This window comes from Zobellia barbeyronii, from assembly GCF_018603515.1.
Classification (GTDB): domain Bacteria; phylum Bacteroidota; class Bacteroidia; order Flavobacteriales; family Flavobacteriaceae; genus Zobellia; species Zobellia barbeyronii.
In genome coordinates this window covers 35,584-55,249 of the sequence record NZ_JACATN010000009.1, presented here as the reverse complement: position 1 = coordinate 55,249, position 19,666 = coordinate 35,584, and the positions used below count along the sequence as shown (strand labels likewise).

At 36.4% G+C, this 19,666-nt stretch carries 20 protein-coding genes; 15 read left to right on the top strand and 5 right to left on the bottom strand.

What is annotated here, in order from left to right:
* Window positions 1-21 precede the first annotated feature (21 nt).
* The 4 genes from HW347_RS20195 (at window position 22) to HW347_RS20180 (ending at window position 2,418) form a co-directional block, all read left to right on the top strand.
* Window positions 22-402: a hypothetical protein gene (locus HW347_RS20195; RefSeq protein WP_214613529.1), complete on the top strand. Its 381-nt coding sequence runs from the start codon at window positions 22-24 to the stop codon at window positions 400-402.
* Window positions 386-1,165, top strand: coding sequence for a tetratricopeptide repeat protein (locus HW347_RS20190; RefSeq protein WP_214613528.1), 780 nt, complete (start codon window positions 386-388; stop codon window positions 1,163-1,165). The genes HW347_RS20195 and HW347_RS20190 overlap by 17 nt, the downstream gene beginning before the upstream one ends.
* Before the next feature lie 179 nt (window positions 1,166-1,344).
* Complete coding sequence (locus HW347_RS20185; protein ID WP_214613527.1) at window positions 1,345-2,187, top strand: alpha/beta fold hydrolase; 843 nt, start codon at window positions 1,345-1,347, stop codon at window positions 2,185-2,187.
* A 54-nt stretch (window positions 2,188-2,241) separates the two neighbouring features.
* The gene (locus tag HW347_RS20180; protein ID WP_214613526.1) at window positions 2,242-2,418 is read left to right on the top strand and encodes a putative signal transducing protein; all 177 of its coding nucleotides are present in this window, start codon (window positions 2,242-2,244) and stop codon (window positions 2,416-2,418) included.
* A gap of 205 nt (window positions 2,419-2,623) precedes the next feature.
* Here the strand turns inward: HW347_RS20180 and HW347_RS20175 are convergent, their stop codons facing one another.
* Window positions 2,624-3,349, bottom strand: a complete 726-nt coding sequence (locus HW347_RS20175) for an energy transducer TonB (protein WP_155595047.1) — start codon at window positions 3,347-3,349, stop codon at window positions 2,624-2,626.
* Window positions 3,350-3,802: 453 nt separating this feature from the next.
* Here HW347_RS20175 and HW347_RS20170 point away from each other — a divergent pair, with 453 nt between their 5' ends.
* Together HW347_RS20170 and HW347_RS20165 are read left to right on the top strand one after the other, a co-directional pair.
* A complete protein-coding gene (locus HW347_RS20170; protein ID WP_214613525.1) occupies window positions 3,803-4,420 on the top strand; it encodes a chloramphenicol acetyltransferase in 618 nt (205 codons plus the stop codon).
* 89 nt (window positions 4,421-4,509) lie between these two features.
* Window positions 4,510-5,940, top strand: coding sequence for a sulfatase (locus tag HW347_RS20165; protein ID WP_214613524.1), 1,431 nt, complete (start codon window positions 4,510-4,512; stop codon window positions 5,938-5,940).
* Window positions 5,941-6,075: 135 nt separating this feature from the next.
* Here the strand turns inward: HW347_RS20165 and HW347_RS20160 are convergent, their stop codons facing one another.
* Both HW347_RS20160 and HW347_RS20155 read right to left on the bottom strand, forming a co-directional pair.
* Window positions 6,076-7,725 carry a RagB/SusD family nutrient uptake outer membrane protein gene (locus tag HW347_RS20160; RefSeq protein WP_214613523.1) on the bottom strand — a complete coding sequence of 550 codons (1,650 nt, stop codon included), beginning with the start codon at window positions 7,723-7,725 and terminating at the stop codon, window positions 6,076-6,078.
* 10 nt (window positions 7,726-7,735) lie between these two features.
* Entirely contained in the window at window positions 7,736-10,720 is a 2,985-nt protein-coding gene (locus HW347_RS20155) for a SusC/RagA family TonB-linked outer membrane protein (RefSeq protein WP_214613522.1), read from the bottom strand.
* A 322-nt stretch (window positions 10,721-11,042) separates the two neighbouring features.
* On the opposite strand from HW347_RS20155, the gene HW347_RS20150 reads away from it, so the two are divergent.
* The 4 genes from HW347_RS20150 (at window position 11,043) to HW347_RS20135 (ending at window position 12,795) form a co-directional block, all read left to right on the top strand.
* Window positions 11,043-11,255, top strand: coding sequence for a hypervirulence associated TUDOR domain-containing protein (locus HW347_RS20150; protein ID WP_214613521.1), 213 nt, complete (start codon window positions 11,043-11,045; stop codon window positions 11,253-11,255).
* 58 nt (window positions 11,256-11,313) lie between these two features.
* Entirely contained in the window at window positions 11,314-11,889 is a 576-nt protein-coding gene (locus tag HW347_RS20145; RefSeq protein ID WP_214613520.1) for a pentapeptide repeat-containing protein, read from the top strand.
* Window positions 11,890-11,951: 62 nt separating this feature from the next.
* Complete coding sequence (locus tag HW347_RS20140; RefSeq protein ID WP_214613519.1) at window positions 11,952-12,440, top strand: DUF6265 family protein; 489 nt, start codon at window positions 11,952-11,954, stop codon at window positions 12,438-12,440.
* 4 nt (window positions 12,441-12,444) lie between these two features.
* Window positions 12,445-12,795 (top strand): hypothetical protein, encoded by a 351-nt coding sequence (locus HW347_RS20135; RefSeq protein ID WP_194532872.1) that lies wholly within the window; start codon window positions 12,445-12,447, stop codon window positions 12,793-12,795.
* Between the two features lie 86 nt (window positions 12,796-12,881).
* Here the strand turns inward: HW347_RS20135 and HW347_RS20130 are convergent, their stop codons facing one another.
* Complete coding sequence (locus HW347_RS20130) at window positions 12,882-13,349, bottom strand: CBS domain-containing protein (protein ID WP_155595056.1); 468 nt, start codon at window positions 13,347-13,349, stop codon at window positions 12,882-12,884.
* Window positions 13,350-13,555: 206 nt separating this feature from the next.
* On the opposite strand from HW347_RS20130, the gene HW347_RS20125 reads away from it, so the two are divergent.
* The 4 genes from HW347_RS20125 to HW347_RS20110 all read left to right on the top strand — a co-directional run bounded on the left by HW347_RS20125 (window position 13,556) and on the right by HW347_RS20110 (window position 18,019).
* Window positions 13,556-15,841, top strand: a complete 2,286-nt coding sequence (locus tag HW347_RS20125; RefSeq protein ID WP_214613518.1) for a M28 family peptidase — start codon at window positions 13,556-13,558, stop codon at window positions 15,839-15,841.
* Window positions 15,834-16,637 (top strand): NAD(P)H-binding protein, encoded by an 804-nt coding sequence (locus HW347_RS20120; RefSeq protein ID WP_214613517.1) that lies wholly within the window; start codon window positions 15,834-15,836, stop codon window positions 16,635-16,637. The genes HW347_RS20125 and HW347_RS20120 overlap by 8 nt, the downstream gene beginning before the upstream one ends.
* Window positions 16,638-16,754: 117 nt before the next feature.
* On the top strand, window positions 16,755-17,126 hold the full coding sequence (locus HW347_RS20115; protein ID WP_214613516.1) for a hypothetical protein: 372 nt from the start codon (window positions 16,755-16,757) through the stop codon (window positions 17,124-17,126).
* A 155-nt stretch (window positions 17,127-17,281) separates the two neighbouring features.
* Window positions 17,282-18,019, top strand: coding sequence for a hypothetical protein (locus tag HW347_RS20110; RefSeq protein ID WP_214613515.1), 738 nt, complete (start codon window positions 17,282-17,284; stop codon window positions 18,017-18,019).
* Window positions 18,020-18,100: 81 nt separating this feature from the next.
* On the opposite strand, the gene HW347_RS20105 is transcribed toward HW347_RS20110, so the two are convergent.
* Window positions 18,101-18,595 (bottom strand): hypothetical protein, encoded by a 495-nt coding sequence (locus HW347_RS20105; RefSeq protein WP_214613514.1) that lies wholly within the window; start codon window positions 18,593-18,595, stop codon window positions 18,101-18,103.
* A gap of 64 nt (window positions 18,596-18,659) precedes the next feature.
* Between HW347_RS20105 and HW347_RS20100 the strand changes: the two genes are divergently transcribed.
* On the top strand, window positions 18,660-19,601 hold the full coding sequence (locus tag HW347_RS20100; RefSeq protein ID WP_214613513.1) for an NAD-dependent epimerase/dehydratase family protein: 942 nt from the start codon (window positions 18,660-18,662) through the stop codon (window positions 19,599-19,601).
* Window positions 19,602-19,666: the final 65 nt, after the last annotated feature.

Sequence of the window (19,666 nt, the reverse complement as noted above, 5' to 3'; positions counted from 1 at the left end):
TGCAACTGTTGTCACACCACAATGAAGAACATTTTTATAATAATAGTCATCCTACCATTGTTTGCTCTTTCTCAAGAAAAGGAAACGAATAATTTAGTAGGAGAAAACATACCATTGAGAATAGCATTTCAGGAAATTAAAATGTCTGAATCGGACATTACGCCGCGCAATGGATTTATTACTATTCGCAGGCTTTTATCCAAAAATGGACAATTCTCTGAGATCAAATCCTTTCAAATTGACGAGGATTACAACAATATTGAATTCAATAATGGAGAACTTCTTAAAAAATTAGAAAGTATAACATTAGGGCTGAAAGGATGGAAAAGAGATAGAGATTATGAAAACTTTAGTTTAATTCGGATTAAAATAAAAGACGGAAAAATTGAAGAAATTTTTTAAATATATAGCGGTTTTTATAGGTCTACTGCTTTTATTTTCCGCAATTGGAGCGACTATATGGTGGAATTCCAAAAGTGACAGAAAAAAATCAGATTTGTTTGTTGATTTCATGGATTATGAAAGCGCCATTGAATATGACCCGACTAATAGTAACGCTTGGATGGAGCGTTCTGTGCACTTTAACAAATCTGGGGATTTTCAGCAAGGTTTTGAATATTTGGATAAGGCAGTTGAATTAAATCCAGAATTACATTTAGGCTATCGTGGTTGGATAAGATTGAGAAAACTAAGGGATTTTGATAAAGCATTAGCGGACTTTGAACAGCTTGATAATATGACACAAAATGTAGTTGATGCGCCATGGGGCGAAGACATTGACTTTTTACGAGGGGAATGTTATTTTGGAAACAAAGAGTATGACGAAGCAATTGAATATTTCAACCGTTCCATTAAAAACCAAAAAGAAGATTGGGCAGATGTTCAAACCTTTGTTTATTTGGGCATTTGTGAATTTAAAATGGATAATTTCGAAAAAGCAATCCTTGAATTTAAAAGAGCTTTAGCACAATCAGAAAATGTCTGTGAAGCCCATTTCGGTATGGCGAAAGCATATGATAAAATAGGAGAAGTCAAACTTGCAAAAGTACATATCTTAAAGGCAGAGGGAAACATAACCTATAAACGTGACGATTTTTATAATGAGTATTTAAATGAAATCTATTTGTCCGAAATATTGGATTTTAAAAACTATCTGGAGAAATAACTGTGTAAAATACAACCTATAAACAATACGGGCTTAATCAGAAGGTTTGTGTATTTTTATAAAGTCCGGAAAATCTTAAAGATTTTGCTATATGAGTGGCGGAAAGCAAACGCTAGTTTGTTCCCATAATTTTAATAGCTAAACCGCTGTTTACCAAAAAAAAATCTAATCAAATAAATATGAATTTAAAAAAGGTAGTCGGGGTTCTTCAAAGAATATCCCCGAAATTAACGGCAAAAGTCGCATTTAAGTTCATTTCAAAACCGAAAAACCGAAAAATACGATCTTTTGAAAAATCGATTTTAGGGGAGGCTAGAAAAAGCTCAATTAAATTCAGAAAATTTGACATCAAGGTGTTCAAATGGGGTAATGGAAACAAAAAAGCTCTCGTTATTCACGGATGGGGAGGTAGAGCTGCAAATTTTGGAGCAATTATCCCCAAATTAATCGAAAATGGGTATGAGGTTATTAGTTTTGATGCTCCATGCCATGGAAACAGCACTAGGAGAAGAACAAGCTTTTTTGAAATCTCCGACTTAGTAAAGCTCTTTTTACAAAAAGAAAAATACGACCTAGTAATTACCCATTCAATGGGCAGCGTCTTTGCTTTATTGGCCATGTCCAGTTTAAAATATAAAATCCAGCAATTAATAATCCTCACAACACCAAATAGGTTCTTGGAATTTATTGGAGCTGCAGTTTTACATTTTGGACTTAACCCTAAAACAACCAAATTGCTTATTAATAAAGTCCGGAAAACATCTGAATATGAACCCATAACTCTCAAAGCCAGCCGATTTGTAAAGGACATCGAAACAAAGCTTGTTACATTTATTCACGATAAAGCAGACAAAATAATCCCCATTAATACTTCTAAGAAAGTTAGTGCAAGTATTCAAAATTCGGACTTCATAGAAATAGAGGGTACCGGACATTTTAAAATGTTATGGTCTAAGAAAGTGGTTCAAATAATTGCCGATCTAACTTCAGAAAACTCTAACTTAATAGCAACGTCGGAATAAAAACGTTCACCAACACTAGCTACAGCAAATAGGGAGGTAAGTCCGCTTAATCTTTTGGAAAACGAGCAAATTGAGTCCTATGTGAAAGACGGAATTATGGCGAGTCTAAATACATTTTCTTCGTTACCTGGTGGTGCTATTCAAGTAAAAGTTATGGTTTCAAACAATGATCTAGATAAATCCTTGAAGGTTATTAATGAATATAAAAAGAATGTAGAGGAAGAAAAATAAGTCAATTCTCCTGTAGGTCTTTAAACTAAATACGCTCAATGCCTAGCAATACTAATCTTTGCTCACGCCATTAATTAAGTACAAAATATATTCAAACAAAACAAAGACCATAGTCGCGAATAAGTCTTTGCTTAAAGCTTCTATGGTCTTTGTTGAACTTCTTTGTGTTCTTTAAACTTTAAAAGAACTAAGAGTTCATAATCTACTACATCTCCATTTTAAAATTAATGGGAATACTGTAAGGCACTTTAACATTATTGCCACGTTGTCTGCCAGGTTGCATTTTAGGCAGTGCAGCTACAATACGAGAAGCTTCTTGCTCTAAACTCTTGTCCGGTCCTCTTGTTTTAATACCGGTAATGAAGCCCTTTTGATCTATAACAAAATAGACAAATACCTTACCTTGAATGTGTAATTCTAATGCTCCTGCAGGGTATGTAAACTCTTTTTTTACATGCTCTTGAATCATTTTTTGAAAACAAGCTTTCTTATCTGCATTGGTCACCATGCTTTCGCAACCAGGAAACACAGGTACGTTTTCAATAATAGCGAACGGTACAGAAACATCTTCCTCTTCTTCTGCAACCTCTACATCGTTTACAGCAATTTCTTCTTGAATAACAGTGTTTTGGTTAATCTCGCTGCTTTCTATAATAGTCTCCTCTACTTCAGAAGCATCTTCTACAATCTCTATAATCTCCGGTGCTAATGGTGGTGGAGGTGGTGGAGGCGTATTAAGCGCTTTTGTTATAGGTATATCTTCATTTAACTCGTCTGGAATATCCATAACCTGAACATATTCGGTTTGAGTATCATAAGTTTTATATTCCAAAGCTCTCCAAACAACTAAGAGAACTAGGGTTAGGCCAATTACAAAATACAGGCCACTATTTCGGTTCAAATCTGCTTGTGGGTTTTTTTTGAGTTCCATAATTTATTGATTTAATACCTTAAAAATAAGATACTTACAACGAAGTTTAAATGACATTTATCATGTTTTCAAAAAGCTCTGAAAAAGACTAATGGAGAAAAAGAAGTAGCGATAACTGCTCAGGCCTGAGTTCTATTAAGCGCGCACCCTACTTAAGGTGTAAGATGAAGACTATACCTGTGAACTAACAAAAATCACTTTTTATATAAAATTGAAAGAAAAGTATTGAAGACTTGCTTGAAGCAAGCTAAATCCTTAGGAAATTATAACCTATGTTTTTATTACCCTGCAGAAAAGCTGATCATTTACAGCTAATGAAATAACGGTTCTTCTACATAAATCACTTCTGTAAAATTCCAACTCAAATAAAAAAACAAAGCATCTCTTTACTCAGATTCCTCTACATTGATTATTTTTCCAAAACGAAATATATCTACTCCCCAAAAACGTACTATGCGTAAAGAGATTAATGTTGAGACTTGGTATAGGAAAGACCATTTTGAATTCTTTTCAAAATTTGATGAACCATTTTATGGTATAACTGCTAAAGTAGATTGTACCAAAACCTACAATACAGCAAAAAAAAAGGGAGATTCTTTCTTTTTGTCTTATTTACACAAATCTTTGGTTGCCGTAAACAGAACTGTTCAGTTCAGATACCGTATTGTTGATGGCAAATTGTATGAATATGAAACCGTAGATGCCTCACCAACTATAAATAGAGAAAATGGCACTTTTGGCTTTTCACATTTAAAGTATCGTGAAAATTTTGAAGACTTTCTTGCTTTGGCCCTTGCTGCAATAGAAAAAGTAAGAAACTCAAACCGACTTATGCCTGATGAATCCGGAGAGAATGTTATACACTGCTCTGCTATTCCTTGGATAGATTTCACTTCAATTTCACACGCTAGACATTATGCCCATCCAGATAGTTGCCCAAAAATAGCTTTTGGGAAAATGACTTCCGATAATGGTAAATTATTTATGCCTGTTTCCGTTCACGTGCACCATGCGCTTGTAGATGGTTATCATGTGGGACAATTTATGGAAGAGCTCCAAAAATTAATGTGAGGATAATAGGAAGGTTAGCAAAAAGAAAGATAATTGAAATGAAGTTTCTTTAATTCTCACACCACTCATTATTACTAAGCAAAAATTACATGAAACTATTATTTTCCCACACGGTCTTATTACTATTTGTTTTACAATTTTCATTAGCTCAAGAAAGGCCTAATGTGCTATTTATAGCCATTGATGATTTAAATGATTACGTAAACTGTATGAACGGTACGGTTAGTATACCCACACCCAATATAGATAAGTTGGCAAAAAGTGGATTGCTATTTAACAATGCCCATTCCCAAGCACCTCTTTGCGGTCCTTCCAGAGCAAGTGTCATGACCGGACTTTATCCTTCTACTTCAGGAAACTATTTACAGGTTCACGATGAAAATATAAAAAAGAGCAGCAAAGCAACTAAGAACGCCATATTTATACCAGATTACTTTGAAAAAAACGGTTATAAAACCATGGCGGTTGGTAAAATTTATCATGGTGGTGATGCCGCGCAGACTTTCCAAGAATATGGTGGTTATTTTAATTTAGACGGACTTAGACCACCTGAAAGAATGAATTACGACCCCACTAAGCTACCGCAGAAAAAAGGAACCACTTATACCGATTGGGGCGCCTATCCAGAAAATGATAGTTTAATGGGCGATTATAAAATAGCGCAATGGGCTGTAGATAAATTACAACAAAAACATGATCAGCCATTTTTCTTAGCCGTTGGTTTTAACAAACCTCACGTTCCATGGCATGTGCCGCAGAAGTGGTTTGATATGTTTCCCTTAGAAGATATTGAAACACCTCCATATAATAAGGACGACTTTGATGACATTCCTCTTATGGCTCAAAAAGTTGCCGAGGTACCTATGATGCCTACGACCGAGGAGTTAATAGAATGGAAGCAATGGAAAGAGGTCATACAAGCATATTCGGCAACCGTTGCCTTTGCCGACGCACAAGTAGGAAAGGTGCTTGACGCTCTAGAAAAATCTAATTATAAAAACAATACTATAATTGTTCTGTGGTCCGATCATGGTTACGACCTTGGCGAAAAAAACAGGGTAGCCAAACACGCTTTATGGGAACGAGATACACGGTCTATCTTAATATTCAAAGAAATAGAAGCTAAGGGTGGCAAAATATGTAGCTCTCCAGTTGGTCTTATAGATATTTACCCGACCTTGGTTGATATGTGTAAACTACCCGCTTTAGAACAACTTGATGGACGTTCATTAACCAGATTTATAGAAGAACCCAACCTAACATGGGAACACCCAGCACTTAGTTTCTATGGAAATAAAAATGTAGTGGTTAGAGGCGATCGCTATAGATTAACGCAATATGAAGATGGTTCCCTTGAACTTTATGACATGAAGAAAGACCCCAACGAGTGGTACAATCTAGCAGAGAAAGTAAAATATGATAACGTTGTTAAACGGTTACTAAAACACATCCCACTTAATTGGGCTCCCAATTCTGCATTTTCATCATATGACATAAACGATTACTTTAGAGGGAAATAACGCCTTTAACCCATTTCATATTTCTATATCACAAGAAATTCAGAGTATAAAAACCTTTAGACATAAATAAGGGCTGCAGAAATATTCTGCAACCCTTTTACTACTCACTTACTCAACTAACAAACTTTATAAATACTAATATCCCGGATTCTGTGGGAGTAAATTTGGATTCTTTTCAATCTCGCCTTGAGGAATAGGAAACAGATTAAACTTTTCTGAGTAGATAGTAGCAGGCCTATTGTCTACAGGGAATGGCTCTAGTTCCATCTCACCTGTTACAGGATCTACGCTCAATACTTTCATACCCGTAAAAATCTTATTATTCAATACTTCTACGCCCATATTCCATCGTTTCAAATCCCAAAAACGGTGGCCTTCTAGTGCCAATTCTATTTTTCGTTCGTGTACAATAGCATCGAACATATCTGCTTTAGTAAGTCCCATTGCTAAATCTGGCTGACCAGCTCTAGTACGTACGCTATTCATAGCAGCATATACTGACGCGTCCGGCCCTGAAACTTCATTCTGTGCTTCGGCATAATTAAGTAAAACTTCTGCCAACCTCATCTCTATCCAACTTTGTTTACTTTGTCCAAAATCAACACCAAAAGGTGCGCTTTGATCCATGAACTTTTTAATGTAATAACCGGTTATAGAATGTAAACCTGTTCTTAGAGGAGCATCTACGCCATCAGGAAAGATTACATCCATTTCTCTGCCCATAAATTCAGCCCCTTGAAACAACACCGTGGCATAAAATCTTGAATCTCTTCCTTCATAAGGTTTTAAAGGATTAAAGCCTGATGCAGGATCTGTAATAGCTAGACCATTGGCCATTTCATAACTATCTACAAATTCTTGAGTTGGGTTACACTGTGAACCCCAATCTGCTCTATAGCTAAAAGGCAACATAACCTTATCCATTCCGTGTCCTTTATCGGTTCCATTAAAAAGCACCTCAAAAATAACTTCTGGATCTCCGCCATAAGTTTGGAACAATCCTTCATAGTCTGAAGACAACGTATAACCGCCACCATCAATAACTGCTTTTGACAATTCTGCGGAACGCGCATAGTTCTTAGCGAACAATTGTGCTCTACCGTTAAAAGCCCATGCAGCTTCTTTTGTAGCTCTACCAATTTCCGAATCCGGAAGTTCGGATACGGATGGTAAATCTGCCACTGCAGCAGTAAACTCTTCGTCTACATATGCGTATATCTCATCTACTGGCGTTCTGGCCAACAATAAGTCATCATCTATAGATTGCAACTCTTTGATTAAGGGTACCGCTCCATATCTTCTTGCCAAATCAAAATATTGAAAGGCTTTTACAAATCTTGCCTCCGCTGTGATCCTAGTTTTAACATCGGCATCTAACTCACTCTCTTCAATATTGGAAAGAATAGTATTCGCAAGAAAAATTCCTTTGTACAGTACACCCCAGTTATCTAACGGATTATTGGTAGGATCTATCAGACCCGGACGAATCACTTTCCATGATTCTATCCAACCACTTTTGGTCATGGCTATATCCGTATTGTTATCTAAAATGGATGAAAAACCGTTTGCATCCTTTCCTGGGTGATTTGTTTGCCCTCTTCCAGGGAAACCTACAGGCATATAATTATACAATCTATATAGAACAGATTCTACATAACCTTGATCATTATAGACCACATCTTCACTAATAATATCTAGCGGTTCTCTTTCTAAAAACCCATCTTCACATGAAATCGCAAAAGCAAAAATTACGATCAGAGATGTATATATTTTTATCCTTTTCATTTTTATAATTTTAAAAGTTTACACTAAAACCAAGGTTTACACGTCTTAACTGCGGATAGTAAAGAGAGTTTCCACTTTCCTCAGAAGGTCGTTCTGGATCATAGAAATCATATTTAGAAAATGTCAAAAGGTTGTTTCCAGAAACAAAGAAGCGAATAGATTCAATTCCCAATTTATCCATTACTTCATCAGGTAAATTATAACCTACTTCTACATTTCTCAACTTTAAATAAGAACCATCTATCATCCAAAAAGTAGAGGTACGCTCATTATTTGGTGGTGTGTTAAAATAGGTTCTTGGAAAAGCCGCATTCTCATTTCCTTCTCTGTACGAATCCAAAACCCTTCCGCGAATAGCGTTAGACCCAAGACTAAAAGCTCCTATGTAGGCATAGCTATTAAAATCCGTTGCACCTTGAAAGCTGGCATTTAAATCAAAGCCTTTGTAAGCCATTGACAGGTTTAAACCATATACAATCTCTGGAATAACACTCTTACCGATCTGTTGAACATCAAAACCATCAATAACATCATCATTATTAATGTCTTCATATTTAATATCACCCGTCTTTAGAGATGCGTTGCCTTGACCATCTTGATCTGGCCATGCATTTATTTCTTCTTGAGATTTAAAAAGACCTGCAGAAGTGTACCCATATAATTGATCAAAAGGTCTACCTGTTTTACGGATTCTATCTTCTACATCAGTAGGCTCATCTATAAAAATAACTTCACTAGTAGCCTTGGTCATATTAGGAGATACCTCAAATCTAAAATTCTCTCCAATGGTACCTTTGTATCTCAAAGCCAATTCAAAACCTTTGTTGTCTACAATACCTAAGTTTTCTTTAGGCAAACTGGCACCAAAACTTTCAGGTATAGAGGCGTTTCTAGCTATCAAAATATCTTCGGTTCTTTTACTGAAAATATCGAACTCACCAGAAAGGCGACCTTTCCATAAACTAAAATCCAAACCAAGGTTTTTAGCAGTTGCCGTTTCCCATGTAATATTAGGGTTTGGAATACCAGTATCTTGGATACCCGGTCTATACGCACCAGACGTTCCTATAACTGACCCTGAATTAAAGGTATACCCAGATAAATATTGAAAAGGATCTACTCTATCGTTACCAAACTTACCCCAAGAGGCTCTTATTTTTAGTGTTTCTATAGCATCTACACCAGACAAAAAGCTTTCTTCAGAAATTTTCCATCCCACAGAGAAAGCTGGAAAAGTACCCCATCTCTTATCTTTTGGAAAATTATAAGAACCATCATGTCTTACATTGGCCTGAAATAAATACTTATTTGCATAACTATATGTTAAGCGGCCAATATATCCCTGTCTTGCACTTTCTGAAGAGCCACCATCTGAAGTTTGCCCAGTTGCTCCACCAGCAAACAATTGATCTATGGATGGCGAAACAAAACCTTGACGGCCTGCTTCTATGTTTTTCCTTTCGTTATCTACTTTTTCATAAACAAATAAGGCTCCTAAATTATGTTTCCCAAATTCCCTGTCATAATTAACAAAGAACTGTGTAGTCTCCTGTACGATCTCATCATAACCTTCGGTTAAAGTGATATTGGAAATACTTGTAAACGGTGTGTAAATGTTATTTACTGGATCGGATACGTAAAATGTATAAGGCTCGTTAAATTCCTTTTCATTTTTGAAAGAATGGTCATAGTTATACTTAAAAGTAGTTGATAAGCCTTCTATAGGTATATCATATTTTAATTTAAAGTTTCCTTGAAAAACGTTCCAATTGGTTCTTGTATAACCCGAATTTATGGCCTCACCAATAGGGTTGATATTAACACCATTATAACCTAACCCACCCGGTTCAACACTATCCGGAACATAAGCAGGTGATGTTGGCTGAGAATTTAATAGAGAGTTAAACGGAGAATTACTAGAGTCCCCTATTTTTTCTTTTCTACCTGCCAAATCTATTCCTAACGAAAATCTATCCGTTAAATCAATATCTATATTGGCCCTTACATTATATCTTTTAAAAGAAGAAGTCTCATATAATCCTTTTTGGTCCAACATGGCCAAACTAGTAAAATAGCGTACTCTTTCACCACCACCACTTACAGTAATTCCTTGCTGTTGTATTGGAGCCGATTTACGAATCACTTCTCCCCACCAATCGGTACTAGCTAAAGTTCCGTTTTGGTACTGTTGTACTTGTTGGTCCGTAAAAGCAGGATTGTCTCCACTGTTTAAGCTTGCTTCATTAAAATATTGGGCAAACTCACCAGCATTAAGCATTTCTGGCACCTGAACGGCAGATTGAAAACCAAAAGAACTATTATAGCTTATGCTTGGTGCACCATTTGTACCACGCTTAGTAGTTACCAAAACCACTCCGTTTGCAGCTCGCGCTCCATAAATAGCTGCAGAAGCAGCATCTTTTAAAACCGTAATACTTTCAATAGCATTTGGATCTATCCTATCAATACTACGCTCTACACCATCAACCAAAATAAGGGCGCTGTTGTTTCCAAAAGTACTTTTACCTCTAATTAAAAAGTCTCCCCCATCTGCACCAGGTTTACCCGTTGTTTGTCTGGTGATTACACCCGGTAATTTACCTGATAAGTTTTGCGTTAGACTCGGGGTAGGTGCAATATTCACCTTTTCACCCTTTACAACTGCTACCGCTCCGGTCAAATCACTTTTCTTCTGAGTTCCGTAACCAACTACAACAACCTCATCTAAAGATTCTGCATCTTCTTCTAGGGTGACATTAATTACAGTTTGCCCATTTAAAGCAACTTCTTTAGTCTTGAATCCTACATAACTAAAAGATAAAGAAGCATTATTAGCAACATTCGTCAATGTAAAATTCCCATCAAAATCGGCTTGAGCACCGTTATTGGTTCCTTTTACTATTACATTGGCCCCAGGCAATGGTCCATTAGCATCGGACACCGTACCGCTAATTGAGTTTTGGGCCGCAACGGTGAAGCCTGTTAAAAGTAACATACAACACAGCAAGGCTTTGCTATGTATTAATGTCCTTAATTTAAGTTCGGTTTTTTTCATAATAATTGAGTTATTAGTTTCTGTTTCAAAGAACTACAACTATAAAACAACCGAGGTGGAAAATGAGGTCTTTAAGAGGGGACAAATAAGGCGGCATATTTTTAACATACAGAAAACAACAGGGTTAACGAGTACATGACTTAAAAGAAACTATAAACTTCACACAATTAAAATTTTTGATTGCGTCACAATTTCTTCTTTCTGTTTCCTTAGATATATTTACTTTTTTATTTCTTGTAGGTAATAACTTTATACAAAAGCAATGATTAGAAAAGGAACAGAAGTAAAATGGAAATGGGGTTCTGGCACCGCCAAAGGGAAAGTAGAAAACACCTATGAAAAATCAGTTACCCGGAAAATTGAAGGCAATGAAATTACACGCAACGGATCAAAAGATGATAAGGCACTTTACATCAAACAGGATGATGGTAGCGAGGTATTAAAATTGGAGAGCGAGGTTGAACGTGCGGATTAATTTAGGATATTAAATTTCCTTTCAGGAAATTGCGAACTACTAATTCTAGTACCCTCCTATGGACAAGCCTTTTATTACTGACCAATCCTACATATCCAAAGATTTTACGGGCAGTAAACTGGCCAAAGGAGAGTACGAAAACTGCGTTTTTGAAGGCTGTAATTTTGCTGATGCCTATCTAGACAATCAGAACTTTATGGAGTGTGAGTTTATAGATTGTAATTTAAGCAATGCTAACATTCGACATACCACTTTTAAAGAAGTTTCATTTTCTCATTGTAAAATGATGGGACTTAAATTTGAAGATTGTAATACATTTTTAATAGACTTTAGTTTTAACGATTGCAATTTAAATTACACTTCTTTCTATGGGCTAACGCTGTTAAAGCAGCAATTTATTTCTTGTAAAATGGTTGAAACGGATTTTACAGAGGCAATTCTAAAAAATGCCGTGTTTGATTCTTGTGACTTGCAAGGTGCTATTTTTGGTCGTACAGACCTTGAAAAAGCAGATTTTAGAACTGCTACCAACTTTGTAATAGACCCAGAAGCAAGCAATCTCAAAAAGGCTCGCTTTTCAAAAGATGGGATTATAGGTCTTTTAAAGAAATACAACCTATCTATAGAACCCTAAACCGGCAAATGCGTTTACAAACGGATAAATCAGTATCTTACTGACTTATAAACTTGTAACACATGAACCGCATTATCTTTGCCTTCTTTTTTATTTCTCTGGCTACTCAGGCTCAAAACACCACTACCCTTCCTAAAGATACCACACCACCCCATGCTACTTTGAAAGATATTTCTTGGATGCAAGGATATTGGACTGGTGAAGCTTTTGGCGGAATTACAGAAGAAATTTGGACACCACCACTGGGTGGTTCTATGATGTTCTCTTTTAAGTTGGTAGTTGATGGTGAAGTCTCTTTTTATGAATTAGGACATATTCGTGAGGTAAATAAGACCTTAGTATATGAGCTCAAGCATTTTAATGACGATTTAAAAGGATGGGAAGAAAAAGATGAAGTGCACTCGTTTAAATTGGTGAAAGTAGATGGTGACCGAGTATATTTTGATGGATTTACTTTTGAAAAAGTAAGCGACAACGAAATTAACATCTATGCACAAATTGATAATGAAGATGGTTCTACCGAAGAGGTAGCCTTCAACTTTAAAAAGTAGTAGTTTGAAAAAAAAGTGTTTGGATTGTGGTACTGAGATTAAGGGAAGAGCAGACAAGAAATTTTGTTCTGATTACTGCCGTAATGCCTATCATAACAGTGCCAACAAGGATAGTAACAACCTTATTCGTAATACGAACAACCGTATGCGAAAGAATTACCGCATTCTAGATAGCTTCAACTTAAAGGATGGAAAAACTACAACGACCAAAGCGAAGCTTCTAGACAAAGGCTTTGATTTTGATTTCATCACCAGTCTGTACACCACAAAAAAAGGTTCTGTGTATTTCTTTGTTTATGATCTAGGGTATCTGCCACTAGACAATGATTTTTATATGATTGTGAAACGAGAGTAATTAAAGCTCCCCATAAAAAAAATGCTTCCCTTGTGAGGAAAGCATTGCATGTTTTTTTCAGTAATGTGTTTGGGGTTAACGTGACACTACCAACTATGACCTGTTAATTTTAAAGCAGCAACAACTATATCTTTTCGGCTTATCTGGCCTACCAAAATACCGTCTTGCATTACGGGAAGCCTTCTTCTGTTGTGCTTATCAAAAATACCAGCAGCATCAAAAATTGAGATATCATGGGGAATGGTCTCAACTTCTTTCGTCATAAATTTCTCTACACTCTTATCAAGAATAGGCTGGTTAAAATATCGGCTTTCAGAAATCTGCTTCATACAATCGGCCTCAGAGATAATACCTACTAAGAAACCATTGTCGTCCATGACAGGTCCACCCGAAATATTATACTTGGTAAACTGCTCCATAACTTCTAAAATAGACTGGTCTGGTTTAAAAGTCACCAGTTTTTTAGTCATGTAGTCTGATACCAATATGGGCGCGTCATATTCTTTCTTTACATCTACTTTTGCCCGTGGGCCTTGAAAACTTTTTATTCCCATATAGTTTCGTTTTTATTGCCTAGCGGCGGGTTAGGTTAATTACTAAAGATAGTGAATTTTTTAATGGAATATTTACTTATTCGACGTATTACTAATTGTATTCTTACTATTTTAATAAAAAATATGTAAATATTCATTTAAAACGCTTGCTCAACAAAATAGATTTTCTATTAGAATCCTATGTTTTAATTTGAGAACTTTAACCAATGAAGAGATTTTCCTCCACCATTTCCTTTCTACTTCTATTAGCCGCTATATATTGGGGGTTTCATACATCTATGCCGGTCTATGAAGAAGACGCATCTGCACCTGCTAGTTCATTTTCTACAGATCGTGCGCTAAAACACGTTAAAGAAATCTCTCTAGAACCCCATGCCATTGGCTTCCCCGCCCACAAGAAAGTACAGGCGTATATTGTTTCTGAGCTCGAAAAAATGGGGCTCCAAACTTCACTTCAGACGGGTTATACCATTGGGGATTGGGGAAACATGAGTAAGCCAGAGAATATTATTGCGAAAATAGAAGGTAGCGGAACAGGTAAGGCATTACTTCTTCTTTCTCATTATGATAGTCACCCTCACTCTTCCTTTGGCGCCAGTGATGCCGGTAGCGGTGTTGCTACCGTATTAGAGAGTGTAAGAGCCTATCTATCCGAAGGAAAGCTGCCTAAAAATGATATTATCATTTTATTTACAGATGGGGAAGAGTTAGGTCTGAATGGTGCAGACCTTTTTGTAAACCAACATAAATGGGCCAAAAATATAGGTTTGGTCCTTAATTTTGAAGCTCGTGGTAGCGGTGGACCAAGTTATACTTTCATAGAAACGAACAGAGGAAACCAACACTTGATACGCGAATTTATAAAGGCCAATCCAAAATACCCCATGGCCAATTCTCTCTACTACAGTATTTATAAAATGCTTCCGAACGATACTGATTTGACAGTTTTTAGGGAAGGCAGGGATATTCAAGGGTTTAATTTTGCATTTATAGACGACCATTTTGATTACCACACCGCTCAAGACACCTATGCGCGTCTGGATAAAAAAACATTAGCACACCAAGGCAGTTACTTGGCTCCCTTACTGGAGCATTTTAGTACTATTGAGCTAGATCAATTAGCAAGCCTAAACGACTACGTGTATTTTAATATGCCTCTGTTTGATGTTATCTCTTATCCGTTTGATTGGATTTGGCCCATGTTAGCGCTAGCCTTTCTCCTGTTTGTTTGTATTCTAGTATACGGATTCAGAAAAAAGACCTTAACAGGCAAAGGAGTTTTTATTGGTTTTGTACCACTGTTTCTTTCCATAGGTATTAATGGCCTTATCGGGTATTTCAGTTGGCCCGTTTTAAAATGGATCTACCCAAATTACAATGATATTTTACATGGTTTTACGTACAATGGATACGCTTATATTTTTACGTTCGTATGCCTTTCTTTGGCCATTTGCTTTGGCATATATCATAAATTCAGAAAAATACCCACAACAGATTTAGTTGTAGCTCCCTTAATTTTATGGTTGATACTTTGTGGAGCTGTTGCTCAATATTTACCGGGTGCTAGTTTCTTTGTCATTCCTGTATTCGCATTACTTGCTTCATGGTATGTAATATTGAATCAAAAAGTGCCCAGTGTACTTCTTATGGTGTTTTTAGCATTACCGGCCATATGGTTGTACACGCCTTTAGTTAAAGGCCTTCCTGTAGGATTAGGTCTCAAGATGATGGTAGGCTGCACAGCACTCGTTACCCTAATCTTCTTTCTTCTTCTCCCTATCTTCGGGATGTATAAACGCAAAAAAAAGTGGGCCTATTTTGGGATACTCGCTTTTATAGTTACCATGATATACGCCCATGTGCATTCAGGCTTTAATGCTGAAAATGGTAAACCAAGCAGTTTAGTTTATCTTCTTGACACAGATAAAAATACAGCAAAATGGGCCAGTTACGACCAAGTATTAATTGATTGGAACAAAGCCTTTTTAGAAACGGATAACAAAGCTGAACAGAAACTGAACAAAAACACCATTAGCAGTAAATACAACACCCTATTTAGTCGTTCTGCAGATGCACAAGTAAAGGAACTTGAAGGCCCTAAAATTGAAACCACAAGAGATACAATTATTGGGAACAGCAGAACCATAGAACTTTGCATTACGCCACAACGCGAAGTAAACCGTTTGGATATCTTTACCGAAAGTATACATCTGGAAAAAGTAAAAATTAATCAGATTGAGCTTTCTCCCTATTACTTAAAGGATAGAAAAACCAGCAAGTTGGTTACCCATTACATAACGGACAATGCCTATACCGAGCTTGAAATAACCATACCAAAAGAAAGTGTTCTTGAGCTCACCTTTAACGAAGCTTCCAATAACCTTTTAAACCACCCTCTTTTTACGGTTCCAGAAAGACCAAAAACCAGTATTCCTATGCCGTTTGTGCTGAATGATGCTATTATAACCACTAAAACCATCAAATTTGAATAAAAACATAGCCATTATGGGCTGCGGTTGGCTTGGCCTTCCTTTGGCCCAAAAGTTTATAGAAAAAGGATATAAAGTAAATGGCACAACAACTTCAGAAAATAAAATCTCCCTATTAGCTGCAAAAGGCATTCATCCCTTTCTTATCTCTCTTTCGGAAACGGAAATAACTGGAGATATCAATTCATTTTTAACCCATGCACATGTTTTAATATTAAACGTCCCTCCAAAATTACGAGGTGAGCACAAAGAGAACTACGTTAAGAAAATGCAACTGGTACTGAAGGCTATAAAATCTTCCACAGTTCGTAAGATAGTTTTCGTAAGCAGTACATCTGTATATGGTGATATTGATGGAGATGTAACTGAAGACACCAAACCTGAACCTTCAACCGAATCCGGAAGACAGCTTTTGGAATGTGAAGAGTTATTTCAAAACGAACCTGAACTTGAAACCACCGTCATACGATTTGGAGGTTTGATCGGTCCAAATAGAAATCCGGTTACGATGCTCTCCAAAAGAACAAACTTAAAAAATGGAAATGCCCCTATCAACTTAATTCATTTAAACGATTGTATAAAGGTCATCTATAAATCTGTTAAAGAAAATTGGGGCCAGGATTTATTTAATGCAGTATTTCCCTATCACCCAAGTAAAAAGGAATATTACAGCTTACAGGCAATTAAGAATAAGCTTAAATTACCCGAATATGCTAACGATATAGACAAAAAAGGCAAACTCATACGTTCCTACAACCTTACAAACGTTAAAGATTTCAAGTTTACAACAACATTGTAGGTATTTTTCACCACAGCTATCCGCCATTTCACAACAAACAAATTCTATAATTGTTAATGGACTGTGCATTTCATCGATTAAAAGGTAACTTTGGTATATAAATTAAAACTATTTGCCATGGAAGATTCAGGCCTAAGAAGCCGGATTCTGATAGAAATAAAGAATCTGATTGCTTCAAGCTGTACCAAGCAAAAAGTTCCCCCAAAAATGAAAAAGTTGCATGTATCGATATTAAAAAATCATTACAATGCAGCAAACGTCTCTATGGATTATCATAGACGAAGGGTTGAGATGGACATTGTTATGGACGACAAAGATTATGACCCTAACACGGTAAATCTTTCTATTCCCACGTTACACACCAACCTGTGGTTTAAAAATTTATATGATTTTTTAGTATCATGTATTGATCAAGACCCTAAAAGCTTAGCACTTTATTCTATGCTTTTAAAATCGTATAAAAACAATGAAAGTTCACTTGTTGCTTAGTACAAACAACCAAACCCATATAAAAAGGATGCCCTAGGGCATCCTTTTTTTTTGTTCGTGCTTTTTCATTATGCTTTTATTCACAGATACATACCAATAATATTGCTAATTTTGCAAACCGCAACCAAAACGATAGAATCGTAAAATAGCAACACATGAAAAAATTAATTATCGTACTGCTTTTGAGCATCAGTTTTTCAGCCACAGCACAATCTAAAAGCGACTTGCAAAAGCATTATGAGGCCTTTTATCAGGAAATGAGAGTTCAAGGAGATGTAAACGGCGTTATTAGTGCGCTTACCCATCTTAATGTAATTGACCCTTCTGACCAAAGAAAAGACACCTTGGCATTTGTCTATGCGAACAACAATCAGCATATGCAGGCATTGAATACCATTGGTATTGAGAAGAAAGCAACAGATTCTGATATGGCCGTTCAGGTAAAAGCTATTTCTTTAAAAGCATTGGGCCAACCCAAACGAGCATTAGAGCAATTTGAAGAACTTTTTAAAAGAACTCCTAACCCTTATTTAGCATATGAACTTGCTGATCTAAAGATTCAAACGGGAGCAAATTCTGAGGCTGTTACCAATATTGATTATGGAATGGCCAATGCAAAAGATGATATGAAATATGCTTTCTATGAGAGACAACAACCTTATGAGGTTCCTCTAAAAGCTGCATTTCTTCACTTAAAGGCTCTTACTATATATGATAACAATAGCGGTGATATAGATGCTGCAATAGCAAAAATAGATGAGGCTCTTGCTATAGACCCTAATTTTAACTTGGCTAGCTTGAGTAAGCAAGCGCTTGAATCTAGAAAGAATCCTCCAGCAGCAGCTCCAGCTCCTCCTGTTGAGACCGGAAAAAAGAAAAAGAAAAAGAATTAAAAGTTCAGAATATGAGGTAGTATAACAATTACCTTTTACCCTATAAAAGCCGATCTGTTTAATACAGATCGGCTTTTATTTTTAGAAGTCTAAAATTAAATCTGTATCCAAAGTGTTATTTACCACAACGTTGAACTGATTTCTAAAAGCGTTATACGCTTCCATCATTTGAACAATGGATTCCTCTGGATCTATTCTATAAAATAAATCGCCTTTTACTTTGAGCATGTAGGTTTTGAATACTTTTTGACGACTTTTTACTTGTGGAATATTGAATTCTTTTGGGTAGGTTGATTCCTCCAATTGGTTTTGCTTGGTAATCATTTCCTCAATTACCAAACGTAAATCTTCTCTATTGGCAACCGTATGAAGTGCATCAAAACTAGTTTCAAAAGATGCAAATTCTATCCAATCATCCAGGATTGCTTGGGCTTTTGGCTTAATAGGGAGTTTCTTTGCCCATTTTTCATTACTTAATTCTTGGGCAATAACATCCTCTACAACCAATTCTTGTTTCTGTTCTTTACAGGCTACCGTTAATACTAGCATCAAACTAAAGAAGAAGATTCTTTTCATAAAGCGAATGTACAAATTTTAAGAAGCGCTATCTTTATTCCCCAATTCATTTAACGAGATATTAATGGAAAAATCTATTCTGATTATAGGTGCTTGTGGCCAAATAGGTACTGAGCTAACCATGGCGCTACGCGACACGTACGGCAATGAAAGTGTAATTGCCAGTGATATTCGCGAGGGCAATGAAAATTTGATGGATTCCGGTCCGTTTGAGATTTTAGATGCTACAGACTATGATGCTCTTGAAGAGATTGTAGCCTATTATGAAATTACCGAAATCTACCTAATGGCAGCCATGTTGAGCGCTACGGCAGAAAAGTTTCCTATGCGTGCTTGGAACTTAAATATGAATTCGCTCTTTAATGTCCTTAACCTAGCAAAAGAGAAAAAAATAGATAAAATATTCTGGCCTTCCAGTATTGCCGTTTTTGGACCTAATACACCAAAAGAAAACACTTTACAAAGCACCATAATGGAGCCAAGTACCGTGTACGGAATAAGTAAACAATCTGGTGAACGCTGGTGCGATTATTACTTTCACAAGTTTGGAGTTGATGTACGAAGTATTCGTTACCCCGGACTAATTAGTTGGAAAACCATGCCTGGTGGTGGAACTACAGATTATGCGGTAGAAATCTACCACAAAGCATTATCGGAAAAAGCATATACGTGCTTTTTAAAGGAAGATACCGAGTTACCTATGATGTTTATGGACGATGCTATTAAAGCTACCTTACAGCTCATGGAAACCGATGCCGATAACGTGAAAGTGCGTTCATCATATAATCTATCTGCTATGAACTTTACGCCTTCTCAAATGGCAGAAAGTATTCAAAACCATATTCCTGATTTTAAAATTTCTTATGAACCAGATTTTCGTCAGGCAATAGCTGATTCTTGGCCTAGTAGTATTGATGATCAAGAAGCAAGACGTGATTGGGGTTGGAAAGCAGAATTTGATCTTGAAAAAACCACGAAAGAGATGTTGGAAAATTTGGCTCCCTAAGTCAAAAATCCCAACATTCTATCGTAATAAATTAAAAACCATTTAACCCATAGTACAACCCGTCT